Annotated in this window: 15 protein-coding genes; all 15 read right to left on the bottom strand. The window is 49.6% G+C overall.

The window, feature by feature from the left end; all coding sequences use genetic code 11:
• Nucleotides 1–4: 4 nt before the first annotated feature.
• The 15 genes from CGC65_RS16060 to CGC65_RS16130 all read right to left on the bottom strand — a co-directional run bounded on the left by CGC65_RS16060 (nt 5) and on the right by CGC65_RS16130 (nt 15351).
• Nucleotides 5–1777, bottom strand: a complete 1773-nt coding sequence (locus CGC65_RS16060) for an alpha-glucosidase (RefSeq protein WP_002564404.1) — start codon at nt 1775–1777, stop codon at nt 5–7.
• Nucleotides 1778–1893: 116 nt separating this feature from the next.
• Complete coding sequence (locus CGC65_RS16065) at nt 1894–2748, bottom strand: HAD hydrolase family protein (protein WP_002564405.1); 855 nt, start codon at nt 2746–2748, stop codon at nt 1894–1896.
• Nucleotides 2749–2902: 154 nt separating this feature from the next.
• Complete coding sequence (locus CGC65_RS16070) at nt 2903–3673, bottom strand: MurR/RpiR family transcriptional regulator (RefSeq protein ID WP_002564406.1); 771 nt, start codon at nt 3671–3673, stop codon at nt 2903–2905.
• Nucleotides 3648–4421 (bottom strand): MurR/RpiR family transcriptional regulator, encoded by a 774-nt coding sequence (locus CGC65_RS16075; protein WP_002564407.1) that lies wholly within the window; start codon nt 4419–4421, stop codon nt 3648–3650. Before CGC65_RS16075 ends, CGC65_RS16070 begins: the two co-directional genes overlap by 26 nt.
• A 160-nt stretch (nt 4422–4581) precedes the next feature.
• Nucleotides 4582–5130: a DUF6144 family protein gene (locus CGC65_RS16080; protein ID WP_002564408.1), complete on the bottom strand. Its 549-nt coding sequence runs from the start codon at nt 5128–5130 to the stop codon at nt 4582–4584.
• 98 nt (nt 5131–5228) lie between these two features.
• Nucleotides 5229–6062 carry an AraC family transcriptional regulator gene (locus CGC65_RS16085; RefSeq protein WP_330361545.1) on the bottom strand — a complete coding sequence of 278 codons (834 nt, stop codon included), beginning with the start codon at nt 6060–6062 and terminating at the stop codon, nt 5229–5231.
• A gap of 81 nt (nt 6063–6143) precedes the next feature.
• Complete coding sequence (locus CGC65_RS16090) at nt 6144–7052, bottom strand: helix-turn-helix transcriptional regulator (RefSeq protein ID WP_002564410.1); 909 nt, start codon at nt 7050–7052, stop codon at nt 6144–6146.
• Complete coding sequence (locus tag CGC65_RS16095) at nt 7045–7524, bottom strand: DUF3788 family protein (protein WP_002564411.1); 480 nt, start codon at nt 7522–7524, stop codon at nt 7045–7047. Before CGC65_RS16095 ends, CGC65_RS16090 begins: the two co-directional genes overlap by 8 nt.
• Before the next feature lie 257 nt (nt 7525–7781).
• The gene (locus CGC65_RS16100) at nt 7782–8270 is read right to left on the bottom strand and encodes a hypothetical protein (protein ID WP_002564412.1); all 489 of its coding nucleotides are present in this window, start codon (nt 8268–8270) and stop codon (nt 7782–7784) included.
• Between the two features lie 2 nt (nt 8271–8272).
• Entirely contained in the window at nt 8273–8473 is a 201-nt protein-coding gene (locus CGC65_RS16105) for a helix-turn-helix transcriptional regulator (protein ID WP_002564413.1), read from the bottom strand.
• Between the two features lie 395 nt (nt 8474–8868).
• Complete coding sequence (locus CGC65_RS16110) at nt 8869–10242, bottom strand: sodium-dependent transporter (RefSeq protein ID WP_002564414.1); 1374 nt, start codon at nt 10240–10242, stop codon at nt 8869–8871.
• 126 nt (nt 10243–10368) lie between these two features.
• Nucleotides 10369–11322, bottom strand: a complete 954-nt coding sequence (locus CGC65_RS16115) for an ABC transporter permease (protein WP_002564415.1) — start codon at nt 11320–11322, stop codon at nt 10369–10371.
• Nucleotides 11319–12419: an ABC transporter permease gene (locus CGC65_RS16120; RefSeq protein WP_002564416.1), complete on the bottom strand. Its 1101-nt coding sequence runs from the start codon at nt 12417–12419 to the stop codon at nt 11319–11321. Before CGC65_RS16120 ends, CGC65_RS16115 begins: the two co-directional genes overlap by 4 nt.
• The gene (locus tag CGC65_RS16125; RefSeq protein ID WP_002564417.1) at nt 12416–13972 is read right to left on the bottom strand and encodes an ABC transporter ATP-binding protein; all 1557 of its coding nucleotides are present in this window, start codon (nt 13970–13972) and stop codon (nt 12416–12418) included. Before CGC65_RS16125 ends, CGC65_RS16120 begins: the two co-directional genes overlap by 4 nt.
• A gap of 176 nt (nt 13973–14148) precedes the next feature.
• A complete protein-coding gene (locus CGC65_RS16130; protein WP_002564418.1) occupies nt 14149–15351 on the bottom strand; it encodes a BMP family lipoprotein in 1203 nt (400 codons plus the stop codon).
• Nucleotides 15352–15381: the final 30 nt, after the last annotated feature.

A 15381-nucleotide genomic window follows, 5' to 3' on the forward strand; every position in this document is an offset into this window, starting at 1 on the left:
CATTCTAACAGCTGCCTTTTAAAAGCAGCGCCTGATATGGTTCCAAATAAAGCGTTCCGTCCTCTATGCCGGCTCTATTACCGGCGGTTTCTTTGCCGGCTGTCTTTTTGTCAGCTGTTTTCCCATTAAACATCACTCCGTCCATTGCCTCCCGGTCATTGGCCCATATGCATCCTGCGCTGATTCCCGGCAGCCTCTCCACGGTCCCTGTACCGCTGAAATTAAAGTAACACCAGATAACCGTATCCTCTGTTCTTCTCTCATAGGCAATTACATGTTCGCTGCACGCCAGAGGACGTATGGCGCCGTATACCAGGCAGTCCCTCCAGGGTCCCCACTGTCTGAACCGAATCATGGAGCGGTAAAACTCCAGTATGCTGTCCCTGTCCCCTTCCTGGGTTTTTGCGCTGTTCTCCGGATATTCCCGGCTCATGGGCAGCCATGGCGCTGTTTCAGAAAATCCGCCGTATCGCCCGCCGGTCCATGGGAACGGAGTCCTGGCATTATCGCGGCTTCTCAGGTTGATGATTTGAAGCGCCTCCTCTTCACTGAAGCCTTCCTCCAGGGAACGGTGGTACTGGTCTATGCTGGATATATCGTTAAATGCATCCAGGGAACTCCGTTCAAAATTCACCATTCCCAGCTCCTGCCCCTGGTACAGGAAGGGGGTTCCCCTCAGGAAGAAATACATGGCTGCCAGCATCTTGACAGCACTGGGATTTTCTGCTGCTTCCTTCAGATATTTGGTTGCCGCTCTGGGCTGATCATGGTTTTCGATGAAGTTGGCCCCCCATCCATAGGTCTGGACAGCCATCTGGCTTGCCATGATTTTATCCTTAAGCTCTTTCACCGTCCATTCCCTTCGCTTAAACCATTCGCTGCCCGAGGCTATATCTAAATCCGCATAGCGGAAATCAAATATCATGGAAAAATAACCGTTCCTTCCAATGAAATCCCCCAGTCCTTCATAGGGAACGCCAGGCGCCTCCGCCACAGTCACACATCCATGCCTGTCAAAGGTTTCCCGCTTCAGTTCATTGAGAAATTCCCCGATTCCCGGCTGGTTCCTGGAAGCCTTGGTGCATTTGGCCCGTCCGTCTGCCCCGTCCGGCTCTTGGTCTGCAAAGGTCAGGTCTTTCTTTATAAAGGTAATGGCGTCGATGCGGAATCCGGCAATTCCCTTCTCCAGCCACCAGTTGACCATCTCATACAGCTTCTTCCGAAGGGTTTCATTTTCCCAGTTTAAGTCCGGCTGTTTCTTCCCGAATGCATGGAAATAATATTCACTGCGTCCTTCCACCTTTTCCCACACACTGCCTCCGAATACAGAACGCCAGTTATTTGGTTCCCTGTCCCCCTTCTTAAATATATAGTAGCTGTGTTCCTCCCCTTCGGGATCCTCCATAGCCTGTCTGAACCATCGGTGCTCATCCGAGGTATGGTTGATAACCAAATCCAGTATGATTTTGATTCCCATATCTCCCGCCCGCTCTATGAGCTCATCCAGTTCCTCCATGGTTCCGAATTCAGGGGCCAGTGCACAGTAGTCGGACACATCGTAACCATTGTCATCCATGGGAGACTGGTATATGGGGCAGAGCCACAGCATAGTAATCCCAAGCGCCTTCAGATAATCCAGCTTTTCCAAAATCCCCCGTATATCCCCTATACCATCGCCGTTGCTGTCCTTAAAGCTTCGGGGATAAATCTGATACACCACCTCTTCCTTCCACCACGGTTCCTCCGGCCTGATTCTTAACTGCTCTTCTGCTCTCATCTAATCCTCTCCTTCTCCCGATAAATTTTGTCTAATATCACTCTGTATGATATATCCCTGCCCATATCTCTCTGCCTGATATATCCCTGCCCAACATCTCTCTTCCCGGTAAAACCTCACTCGATAATTCCCCGCCTTACCAGTTCCCTGTATATCCCATCACGGGCAGCCGGCCTGCACAGGGAATCCGCCCATTGCTTCAGCTCCTCATCCCCGTCTTCCATGGCCACTCCGATTCCCGTTGTCCGAATCATATCCACGTCATTCTTTCCGTCCCCAAAGCTCATGGTATCTTCCAATCTTATTCCATTGCGCCTGCACCACCAGCGTATGGCCTGCCCCTTGGTGCAGCCCGCAGGCTGGAGCTCCAGATATCCCCATTTTCTGATTTTGCCGTCCGTGGGGGCAGACTGCTGGACGACAGCGCCCCATCCCGGAACCGTTGCACACACGGCCTCCCAGTCCTCAGGCCGGCACCACAGACAAAATTTGTGTATGTGATCCGGGCTGTGCATATACTCTTTAAGGGTATCTTCATATGGGATACTGTTTTCCTTCTCCCGTTTCCTTATTTCCTCTGCTCCCAGTCCCTTTAGCTTGCCGATAAAGTCCTGTCTAAGCAGCACTGCCGCAGCCCTGTTCATGAATATACGCTCCTGGGACTCCATGGCAAAAGGCAGTTCCCTTGTTAACAGGTATTCCTGAATCCGTTCTGTTTCCGGTTTTTGAAAATAACTTTCCTTCTGCACATATCCGTTTTCCGCGATCAGACAGCCTCCTCCGGCTATGATGCCGTCTGTATCCATGGACAGGATTTCCTCCTGAATGGAAGCCAGATTCCGCCCCGTGCATATCAGTATCCGGATTCCTCTTTCCCTGCACATGCGGACCGCTGTATACGCGCTTTGGGGCACGCCGCTACATTCGTCCCTGAGTGTGCCGTCTATGTCCAAGAAAATTGCCTTAACCATTTTCCCTACCTTCCTTATCTGTGTGACCTCATTCTAGCAAAAAACAAAGGCCCCGGCAATAGCCTGGACCCGCTTAAAATCTTTGTACACTTATAGTACATTTTTTCGGTTTTTGAATATTTGTAAACATGTTAAAAATGCTTATTTCAGAGATTTACAGGGAGTCCAACCGGCGTTTCAGGAACTCCTGGTACGCCAGATACAGATATTCTATCAGAATAAAATAGGGGGTGGATATCTCATATTCAACCCCGTATCTGGCCGGCAGGGTGATGGAATGGATATAGAGATTCTCATCACAGACAGATGCCAGTGTATTATTGCCCAGCCGGGTAATGGAAAGGGTGGGCACCTGTCTCAGCCGCAGTTCCCGGGCCAGACTTACCGTGGCCTCAGACTCCCCGGTCAGTGATATGATGACTGCCATGTCCCGTTCCGTCATCACCCTGGACAATGCGCCCCGCATGTCGTGTCCATGGATATGAAACATTTCCTTCACCGGAAGGAAAATGCGCTTCATCTCGCTGGCCGCCCTAGTCTGGGCTGAGCCGCTGCCATAGAGAAATACCCGCCGGGCCCTGTACAGCTTTTCAAAGAGGGAATCCAGGCCGCGGCCAATCAGCTCATCCATCATTTTGTGGTAACTGTCTGTCACCGTATTAAGCAGCTCTTCCCCAGGTCCCAGGGCTTCTTCTGTTTCCTGCTCCTCCAGTCTGAGCCTGGCCTTCAGCTCCCCGTATCCCGCCAAACCGTTCTTCTTTGCAAAACGCACCAACATGGATTCCGACACATGACAGCTTCCGGCAAATTCTGTTATGCTCATGACAGCGCACTCCTTTTTATGCTCCAGCAAATACCGGCAGATATACTGTTCATTTTCCGTGAACCTGTTATAATTTTTATTGAACGCTTCTTCCAGTCTCATGGCCCTTCCTCTCATATTCCAGGTAATTTACCGACAGCATGTCTAACAGGATGTAGAAGGTAGCCACCATCTCATATCCCGGCTCCCCGCCTCCGCTTATCATTCTGGTTCCGGCATAGAGATTGTACCGGCACATCCGGGCCATGGTATTATTGGTCCAGCGGGTAATGGACAGGGTTTTTATTTCCCTGCACTGGACAAAACGCAGTACCTGTATGCCGTTTTCCGATTCCCCCGACAATGAGATGGCCACAAACAAATCGCCGGACTTAAAATACCGGGAAGCGTACTCCACCTCCCCGTAATCGAATAAATCAATGCAGCACTTTCCAAACATCAGGAAAATACGTTTGAACTCCTCCCCAATGGCCTTCTGCTCATTTCCCGTGCCATAGAGATATATGGTACCCGCCTCATGGATGGCCTCCAGAATCACGCTGTAGTCGTACTCCCTAAGACCTTCCACCATGCGGTGGTAGTTGGATATGATTTCCTCCATATCCAGGCGGGCCAGCTCCTGCATCCCGGCCCGTTCTTTCAGTAAAAGCCTGAACTCAGCAAAGCCGCCGATTCCCAGTTTTTTAAACAGCCTGATCAGGGTTGTCCTGGACACATGGCAGAAGGCCGCCAGTTCCGTACTGTTCATACCGGCAGACTGCGCCTTGTTCCGTAAAATCCGATTCAGAACCTCCCTGTCATTGGCCGTCAGACGGTCGTAGCTTTCATTGATTCTGTATTCCAGGTTCATGGCTGTCTCCTTCCCTTGAACTCCTTCACTGCGCCTTCGTTTCCCCAACTACACTGTAAAGGAAAATGACCCGGATGTCAATGACCCCTGCCGGTCACTTGACCGGGCAGGGGCATGGCGGCGGTGCAGCGCCGTGTAACCCCCTGCGTCGTATTCTCTTTTATTGCCAGACAGGGTTGTGGGGAGTAATTTTCATAAGACACACAGAATCCCCCATCTTTATACTTTTCAGTAACTCAACATCCACTTTACAGGCAAACGCTTGTTCAAAAAGGACCTTGCTGTAGCCGGTAGTACACTGGCACCATGCGGCTGTCTCTAATCGTTCCACCTCGGCAAGCATAGGACAGGGACAAAAATAAAATTGCAGAAAGAGCTCGCCGCCTTTACAAAACAGCCCCGCCGCCTTTGCCTTCTCCGAATTTGTAAATTCTTCTATACTAGCAGCTCCTGCCATCAGCTCCTTTACAAGCACAAGCTTTTCGTTCATTCCGTAACCGCATTGACAATCCATTCGTATTTCTTTGACATCCTCTGATTCAAATTTATTTTCCAGACGCCGCATAACAGACTTCACCCAGTCAGAATTATTTTCCGTATGAGCGGCCTTCTCACAGCCGTATACCACTTCACCAGCCACATCTGCATTGCTTTTTGCTCTGACAGCTTCATACATTACTTTCTCCTGCACTTTTCTTATATCAAACATATTTTCCTCCGTATTTATCTTGTACCAATTTCTATAAAGGCTTAATACTTCTTATATTATAAAAAGAAAGCGCGCTGCCCGCTTCTGAATTCTTGCTGTTATGAAATTGGGATGTACAAATCCATTATAACGCTGTGATTATCCCGGTCAACGCGGCGATAAATATTGAGTCCATATCTCCGCGTCATCTTATAACCACTTTGGGGAAACCAAACGCTGAAAATCCCCTCCAGTGTTTCAAAGATGTCTTTGATCTTTCCATCGAAATGATACACGATCCATTGGCCGCCGCTGATCCGCATGACATTACTTAGCCCACAATCCGGTTCCACAGTCATGCAAATATCGCAGATACATTGCAGCGGGCTGGTAATAGCAGGGTCATTAAAAAACCGCTCAACCAAAAGCGTCTTTTCATTCAAAAAATCCTTGTACTTATCTAAAAACTGATACCAGTTTTTTTCAAGGTCCGCATAAGTTCCAATAAAACGTTCATACAGCACAAACAGATCCTCCTGCTTCTGGACTTCGATTTGTGCGGTATATTCCTCCGCTGTTTTAAAATGGACAATCCGCTCTGAGGAAAAGGGAAGAGACATACTGCGGGTGGGTATTGACTGCCTAAACATAGATGGCGGGGTATCATGGTGCTGTCTGAATACGGAGCTATAATTGGACGCACTATATCCGTAATCCAAACCAATGTCTGTGATTGCTTTTGCTGGGTTGAGTTTCATGTCGATTGCGCTTTGGTCAATTTTACAGCGCTTGATAAATGCATAGACACTTTCGCCGGTTTCTTCCTTGAAGATTCGGCTGAAGTGGTATTTCGATATAAAAAAATGAGCGGCTACTGTATCAAGAGACAAATTTTCATCTAAATGTTTCATAATATAATCAATGCTCTGATTGATAAGTTTTTTTCTATCCATATACCATTCCCTAATGCTTAAAAGCATCATTAATCTTTTCCTTACAAGTAACCGCTGTCAGATATATAGTATACAGCTGTTCTAAATGATTGACAACGCCTGTAAAATCCGTTCTTTAACAGCCTGCCTCAAATTCTCCGGTTCCAGGATAGTTACATTCCCACCAAAGGATAGCAAAAAGCTGTAAAGCCATTCAGAATCCGGTAATTGCGTTTCTACTATGATGTTATCATCCTGCCGAATCATAGTATCATCTTCAAAAGCATCATATAAACGATATGCTACCGACTTATTAAACATTAGCCTTACCTTGAGCAGAGGTCCGTAATTCCCGTCCAGCGTAAAATATGGAGCTTCCTTTTCAGGAGAATATTCAAAGAGTTCTTCTGTCAGTCCAGTCTTTTTCATGCGGGAAAGCCGAAACACACGCGGTTCTTGTCTCATGAGACAATATCCGGCCAAGTACCATGCACGACAGCGATAAATGAGTTTCGCAGGTTCAACAGTTCGTACCGTCATTTCACCTTTGGCACTATAATATTCAAAGTGAATACGCCGCAGCCCGGTAATAGCTTTACGAAGTATTGAAAATAGTTCCTTATCTCTGTGAACCGTTTCGGCTGTTCCCCAGCGTGTTAAGTCAACATCAATCCAATCGCGGTCCTGGCTCATAAATAGCGCGCCTAATTTTAGAAGAACAGGGTCAATATCAGGATATTGAACAGCTCCCAGCCCTTGCAGCGCTAAAAGTATTTCAGCCTGCTCTGTCTTTGAAAGCGTTACTTTATCTAACCGATATCCCTCCAAAAGATAGATACCGCCCTTACGGCCTCCCTGCATGTAGATTGGAATACCAGCAGCACTCATTGTATCTATATCACGGTAAATGGTCCGTACTGAAACGCCAAATTCTTCTGCAAGTTCTGGTGCAGTAACCCGCTCATTGTTTAGCAGAATATATAAAATACGGAAATGGCGCCCTTCATGCATTTTTGCCCCCAATCTTTTTCGGCTTGACTTTAACGCCTACCAGTCGGATCAGGTCAGGCAGTTCTTCATCACTTATAACCGAACGATTAAGCCAACCGCCGTCTGCACCGCAGGCATATCGGTTAAGCCAGCTTGCTTGTATTTCCGGCAACAATTCGCCAAATATGGAATCAACCTCCTGAGCGCCTTTATCGTTGATAGAAATAGTACAGCAAAAACCGCCTTCTTCAAAAAACACATACAGCAGCAACGACTTTTTATGAGAATACCGGAAACTCCAGCCATATTCATTGCCGAAGGGAAACCTTATTTCGCGGCTTACATCGTACCGCTCTCTTAGCATTTCCTCAAAGCGCATTAAACGCTTCCAAGCCTCAATGCCCATAAAAATCCGGATAAGAGACTCTGGCGGCTGTTGATATTTTTCAGTCAGCCTTGTTTTCTTTTTTTCATATCGAATTTTTTCTGCCATATCAAAACACCTCTTTAATCTTTATCTGTTAATTATAGTATACCATAGATACCATGACACGCTCTGTCATGTTTTTGTTGGGTTAGTCATCTTTTTTATTTGAGTACATGGTTGTCATTATTATAAAATTAAAAAAATCCCATACCGGCGGAAACGCCGCACATTGTCTCCAATGGCGGCGTTTTTGTTGTGTGTTGGCTCCTGTGTTTTCATTTGTCTTATTATGCCCTTGCCTAGAACCTCTAACTGGTATGTCCCTACATAACCTTCTGCAAAAGCCTTCTGAACACCAGCAGGAGCACCGCAAAAAATACGGCTACGGATATCAGGGTCTTTGTCACGGTCATGCTGATGAACCCGCTTATAAGGATTCCGATATAAAGCGATATCATCATGGTGTATCCCGTATAGGCCCAGCAGCGCAGCCCCAGCATACGGTTCCTCTCATCGGTCTCATATATCCTGCGCTTCTCCTTAAGCTCGGGATTTCGCAGATATTTCAGATTGCGCATGATGGTTATGACGCCGGCCGCGGCCAGGCCAAATCCGGTCCCGCCGTAAAATCCCGGCATAAAATCCTTGTATCCCTGTTCCAGATACATCACCATGGCATGGTTTCCGACCGCAAAAGACAGGCCTATGGCCGCTGCGCCCAACAGGATAAAACATATCCCATACACAATCCTGTTCCTGCACCTCTTCTCAAAATCAATGGGATTTTCAATAAATAACTGATTCAGCCACATAATCATTCCTCCTCTTCAAATAAAAATATATCCTCTATGCTCTTTCCGAAAAATCTTGAAATCTTAAAAGCCAGCTGCAGGGAAGCATTATACTTCCCGTTTTCCAGGGATATTATGGTCTGCCTGGTCACCCCCAGGGCCAAAGCCAGCTCCTCCTGGGTTACCTTGTTCTGTTTCCTTAGTTCCTGTATCCTGGTTTTCAATCACACCACCCTCTCGTTTCGTTCTAGCCCTATTTGTTCTAACCTCATTCCAGCATCATTCATTCCAGCCTTAAATCTTCTCTCCTCATTTTCGTCTCCATCTCTTACAGTATAGTTCGCTTTACATTTTTAGTATAGTATGCTTTACATTAAATGTCAAGGTTGTTTTACATTTTTTATCCGGAACAAAATCCGGAAGACAAAAACCTGAATACAACTATCTAAATACATCTATCTGAATACATCTATCTGAATACATCTATCTGAATACATCTATCTGAATACATCTATCTGAATGCAAAGGGCTGCCCCTGAGGATTCCGATTACAGCGGATCCCCGGGGGCAGCCCTTTGCATTCATTCTGTTCTTGTCAAATACACTTTTTAATTACCTTTTAATTCCCCAGAAACTTGGAGGCATATCCCTGAATGAATATGATGAGTACAATCAAAGGCAGGATATAGCTCACATAAACCCTGGTCCATGCGGGGAAATGAATCCCCTCCCCTTCATTGGCCTCCGCCATAAATTTCTTAAAGCCCCATCCGTAACGGCTGGTGCAAAACAGCAGATAAAGCATGCTGCCGATAGGCAGAAGGTTGTTGCTGAGGATAAAATCCTCCAGATCCAGAACCGTGCTTCCCTCTCCCAGGGGAGCAAAGCTGCTCCAGAGGTTAAAGCCCAGCACACAAGGAAGGGATAAAAGGATGATGGCGGCTATGTTGCAGAGAACCGCCTTCTTAAGGGTGCAGCCCGTCAAATCCGTGGCAAAGGAAATGATGTTCTGGAACACCGCGATAATGGTGGAAAAAGCCGCAAAGGACATAAACAGGAAAAACAGTGTCCCCCAGATTCTGCCGCCTGCCATATGGTTAAACACATTGGGCAGGGTAATGAAAATCAGGGACGGCCCTGATTTGGCCTCAATATTGTAGGCAAAGCAGGCCGGGAATATGATGAGTCCTGCCATGAAGGCCACCAGGGTGTCCAGCAGGGTGACGCTGACGGCCTCCCCTGTCAGTGTCCTCTCCTTGCCGATATAGCTACCAAAGATGGCCAGGGCTCCGATGCCGATGCTCAGGGTGAAAAAGGATTGTCCCAGGGCAGCAAACACGGCTTCCCCGATACCCGACTCCACCATTTTCCCAAAGTCAGGCTTCAGGTAAAACTCCAGACCGGGACCGCCTCCCGGCAGAACCATGGAATGTACGGCCAGCACCACCATCAGCACCAGCAGACACACCATCATGACCTTTGTAATGCGCTCCACCCCCTTCTGAAGACCCATGGCGCAGACTTCAAAGCACAGAAGCACCACGATGACCATGAATCCTCCCATCAGCGCGGGATTGGCCAGCATACTGACGAATTCACCGGCCACTGCCTCTGCATCCATGCCGCCGAAATCCCCCTTAAGAGTTTTAAAGAAATAAAGCATCATCCATCCGCCCACCGTTGTGTAGAACATCATCAGAATATAGTTGCCTGCCATGGCGATGTACTTGGTCAGATGCCACCTGCTTCCTTTTGGCTCCAGCAGGTCAAAGGACAGGGCAGCGCTTTTCCGGCTGGCCCTTCCCACTGCAAATTCCATGACTACGATGGGAAGTCCCAGTATCAGCAGGAACACCAGGTATACCAGCACAAAAGCGGCCCCTCCGTATTCGCCTACTATATAAGGGAACCGCCACACATTGCCCAAACCAATGGCGCACCCTGCGCTTATAAGGATGAAGCCCAGCCTGGACGAGAATTTTTCGCGTTCCATCTATATATCCCCCGTTTCGTAATATATCGTGAGTTACCGGCCTTTTCAGACAGCCGGACTCAATAAAAGAGCCCTTAACCCTAAGGACTCTTTCATATACTACCATATTATTACATAAATATCAACCTATCTCTGTCCTTTGTCGTAGGGAACGCCGGAGGCCTTGGGCGCCTGGGAGTTCCTGGATGTAAATACAAGGACAATCAAGGTAGCCACATAGGGTATCATCTTATACACATAGCTGGGTATCCCTGTTGCCGCCAGGAACGGTATGCCGGAATAAGCTGCCGCCACCGCCTTCATGAGGCCGAAGAACAGGGAGGCCCACATGATTTTCACCGGCTTCCACTGTCCGAAGATAAGGACCGCCAGGGCCAGGAATCCGTATCCGGCCACATCCGCGTTAAAGTTGGTGGATGTGGGCACCACGAACACCAGCCCCCCTAAACCGCCCAGAACTCCGGATATGAGGACGCCTGCGTACTGCATGCGGCAGACATTGATACCCGCTGCGTCTGCTGCCTGGGGATGCTCGCCGCAGGAGCGCAGCCTCAGGCCGAACCTGGTCCGGTAAAGCACCAGGGTGGACAAAATCAGAATGGCGACGCCCAGATACGTGGTGATATATGTGTTCTGGAATAACAAAGGCCCGAAAAACGGGATGCTGCCCAGCAGGGGAACGGATTCAATCCGGAAGGTGTTGTTAAACTGAATCTGCTGTACTCCCTGGATGACCCTGGCCACAAAGATGGCAAAGGCCGGGGCAAACATGTTAAGGGCGGTTCCGCTGATGGTCTGGTTTGCCTTCATGTTAATGGATGCGTAGGCATGGAAAAAGGCAAAGACAGCCCCTGTGGCCGTGGAGATAAGGATGGCCAGAAGCAGCTGCATCTGTCCGCTCATCCTGCCTCCTGTCATGTTCAGGAACAGGATGCCTGTAAAGGCTCCCATGGTCATGATTCCCTCCAGAGCAATGTTGACCACGCCGCTCCGCTCGGAAAACATGCCTCCCAGAGCCACAATCATCAGGGGAATGGTAAAAAGCATGGTCTGCTGGAATATAAAATAAATCACACTCATGTCCGGCCGCCTCCTTTCTCCCGTTTATGGTTCATCCGGGTCAGGATGGTCTTCACTATCAGGGCAAAGGCGCTGAAATAAATAATGACCGCCACAATGATATCAATGATTTCCGTGGAGAATTCAAAGAGCTGCAGGTAAAATCCCCCGGCTGTCAGATACGCAATGAACAGCCCGGAAAACAGCACTCCGATGGGATGGCTCAGTCCCAGCAGCGCCACGGAGATACCGGTAAAGCCTTCCGACGCAAGCACATCCTTTATCTCTATGTGCTTGCCGGTGCCTGCCAGGTAGAGTAGTCCCCCTGCCATGCCTGCTATGGCCCCGGCTATGACCATGCTCATGATAATATTCCTTTTCTCATTGATGCCCGCGTACCTGCTGGCATCCCTGTTAAAGCCCACTGCCTTAAGCTCATAGCCAAAGGTGGTCTTATTGAGGATAACCCAGATAATCAGCACGGCGGCAATGGCCAGAAGGATACCGCCGCCCACGCTGGACTCCGGAAACAGCTTATCCATTCCCATCTTGGGAATCTGGGCCGTGGCAGCCACATTTCTGGATTCGTTGCGCAGGTTGTTAAAGAGAGGTTTGTAGCTCTTTACAATCCAGTTCACCATATACATACCGATATAGTTCATCATAATGGAGGCAATAACCTCATTTACATTAAAGCAGGCTTTCAGGAATCCCGGGACCATTCCCCACAGAGCCCCGCCCAGTATTGCCGCCAGCAGGGCCACGGCCCACTGTATCCTCCCCAGCCCCGTCCACATGATACCCACATAGACAGCTGCGAAGGCGCCCACAATAAACTGCCCCGGCGTACCGATATTGAACAGGCCTGTCTTAAAGGCAAAGCCAACGGAAAGACCGGTCAGTATGATGGGGGTTGCATAGTAAAACACCTGTCCCACGCCCTTCAGACCGTGGGTAAAGGCTCCTGTCAGGATGGTCACAAATCCCGGCAGTGCCTGGGACGGATTGCATATAAGGAGTATGACGAATCCTACCAGCAGTCCGATAACAATGGCAAAGACCGATGACAGCACGCCTACATAATCCCGTTTTCTCCCTGTCCTGTTGTTTGTGCTCACGCCCTCTCACCTGCCTTTCCTTCTGGCTCCTGGCGTTTGGAACCTGCCATGTAAAGGCCCAGCTCCTGTACCGTCACTTCCTGTGGATTCAGGTCAGCCACAATGGTTCCCTCAAACATGACCAGAATCCGGTCGCTGAGATTCATGACCTCGTCCAGTTCCAGGGATATGAGCAGAATGGCCGTACCTGCGTCCCTCTGCTTTACCAGCTCCCTGTGGATGTACTCAATGGCGCCCACATCCAGCCCTCTGGTAGGCTGGACCGCCAGCAGGATGTCGTGGTCCCTGGATATCTCCCTTGCCACGATTGCCTTCTGCTGGTTGCCTCCGGACATGCTGCGGGTGATTGTGTCCGCTCCCTCGCCGCTTCGTATGTCAAAGTCTTCAATCAGCTTGTCGGCATAATTATAAATTTCCTCATCCTTAAGGAACCCCCAGCGCTGGAACCCAGGTTCAAAATACTGCTGCAGCACCAGGTTATAGGCCAGATTATAATCCAGCACCAGGCCATGCTTGTGACGGTCCTCCGGTATATGGCTGAGCCCGCCTGTATTGCGGGCGCGTATGCTCTTTTTCGTCACATCCCGGCCGTTTATGAGGATTCTTCCTCCGGCGGTTTCCCCCAGGCCGGTAACGGCGTGTACCAGCTCTGTCTGCCCGTTGCCGTCAATTCCGGCAATACAGACAATCTCACCGCTCCTTACCTGAAAGCTCACGTCATTTACCACCAGCTTGGTATGGCCTTCCATATGGGATTTCACTGAAACATGCTCTGCCTCCAGCACGGTCCTGCCCGGCGCTGCCGGAGTCTTTTCAACAGACAGACTCACCTTGCGGCCCACCATCATCTCCGACATCTCTTCCTTGGTGATGGAAGCCACGTCCACGGTGCCTATGTATTTTCCCCGCCGCAGAACAGAACACCTGTCCGCCACTGCCTTGATTTCATCCAGCTTATGGGTGATGAAAAGAATGGACTTGCCTTCCGCCACCAGGCTTCTCATGATTTCCATGAGCTCGTCGATTTCCTGGGGCGTCAGAACCGCTGTGGGCTCGTCAAATATCATGATTTCATTGTCCCGGTAGAGCATCTTAAGTATCTCCACCCGCTGCTGCATCCCTACCGTTATATCCTGAATCAGCGCGTCCGGGTCAATGTAGAGGCCGTAGCGTTCGCTGAGCTCCACCACCTTCTTCCTGGCGTTGTCCATCTTAAGAAAGCCGTGACTGACTGTCTCCATTCCCAGCACAATGTTCTGGAGCACGGTAAAATTGTGTACCAGCTTGAAGTGCTGGTGCACCATACCGATTCCAAGGGCATTGGCGTCCAGAGGCCCCTTTATCTTCACTTCCCGGCCTCTGACCTTTATGATTCCCTTCTCCGGCTGGTAAAGGCCGAACAGAACGCTCATCAGCGTGGATTTCCCGGCGCCGTTCTCACCTAACAGCGCATGGATTTCCCCCTTTCTCAGCTGAAGGGTGATGTTGTCGTTGGCAATGATACCGGGAAATTCTTTTGTAATGCCTAACATCTCAATAATGTAATCATCCATACGGTTCCCCCTCATATAAAACCGTCCAGACAGCATGTTCCGGCCGCCCCACCGCCCGGCGGGATGAGGTGTTCCGGTATAACAGCAGGGTGCCGGACATGCCGGCACCCTCTGTGTCATGACTATCTGCCGCAGGTCATTTCAGGCCCTTGTACAGCCCGTATTGCTGCCAGTCCCTACTCCACAAAGGTAACCTTTGTATTGGTCAAATCGGTCAAATCCTTCGTTGGGTCATTATTGTCCGCTGAGAACTGAACCAGCCCAATCTCTCCGTCAGCCAGTTTCTTGTAAACGGCATCGTACTGCTCCTGGGAGAACTTCTCAAACTTGGAGGTATCCATGGGAAGTCCCACGCCGTTGTTGGCAACGGTAAACACGGAGGTCTTGCCTCCAGGGAAGCTGCCGTCATAGAAATCCTTTACCCCGTCGTACACGGAGTTGGAAAGAAGCTTCATGGCAGACGTGATCACGGTTTCGGATTCAGCACTCTGGTCCACGTCCACGCCGATTACCTTTGCATTCTTTTCCTGGGCGGCCGCCATCACGGAATTACCTACAGCTCCGCCGCATCCAAAGATTACCTCTGTGCCGTTCTGATACCAGGAAGCAGCCATGGACTGCGCCTCAGGCGTGGCTGAAAATGCGCCTGTATAATTATACATGATTTCCAGGCCCGTAATCCCGTCCTCCTCGGCCGCAAACTCAGCGCCCTGGACAAAACCATATCCAAAACGGATAACGGCCGGCACTGCCATGCCTCCCATGAATCCAAGCTTCGTATAGCCGTCCTTTACAACCGCATAACCGGCCAGGAAACCTGCCTGGTCCTCCTGGAACAGAATGGGCATTACATTATCGTTTGTCTTATAATTGTAGTCCGCATCATGGGGCTCCCCGTCCAGCAGGATAAAGTGCACATCCGGGTACTTGTCCTGGGCCAGGTAGATGGGCTCCTCAAACAGGAATCCCGGACATACCACCAGCTTAGCGCCGCCCTCAATGGCCAGGCCTATAGTTTCCAAATAGGAATCCGTAGTGCCTTCCTGGGGCTGGTAATATTTATAGGAGATGCTGTTCTCCTCCGCGTACTTCTTAAGTCCCTCCCATGCGCCCTGGTTAAAGGACTTATCGTCTATGGTCCCCAGGTCGGTGACCAGGGCAAGCTCATAGCCTTCGGATCCGCCCTTGGATGAGGCTGTGTTTGCGGCATCCCCTTCCCCTGCCTTGGACTCTTCCTTTGCTTCTGATTTGCTCTCTGAAGCCGGAGCTTCTGTTTCCGCCGGAGCTGCCTTGGTGTCTGTTCCTGATGAGCCTGAGCAGGCTGTCAGGGAACCGGCCATGACCGCTGCCATGGCAAGTGCCAGTATCCTTTTTTTCATAAGCTTGATTCCTCCTCTTCAAATATGGTT

The organism is Enterocloster bolteae (genome assembly GCF_002234575.2).
Classification (GTDB): Bacteria; Bacillota; Clostridia; order Lachnospirales; family Lachnospiraceae; genus Enterocloster; species Enterocloster bolteae.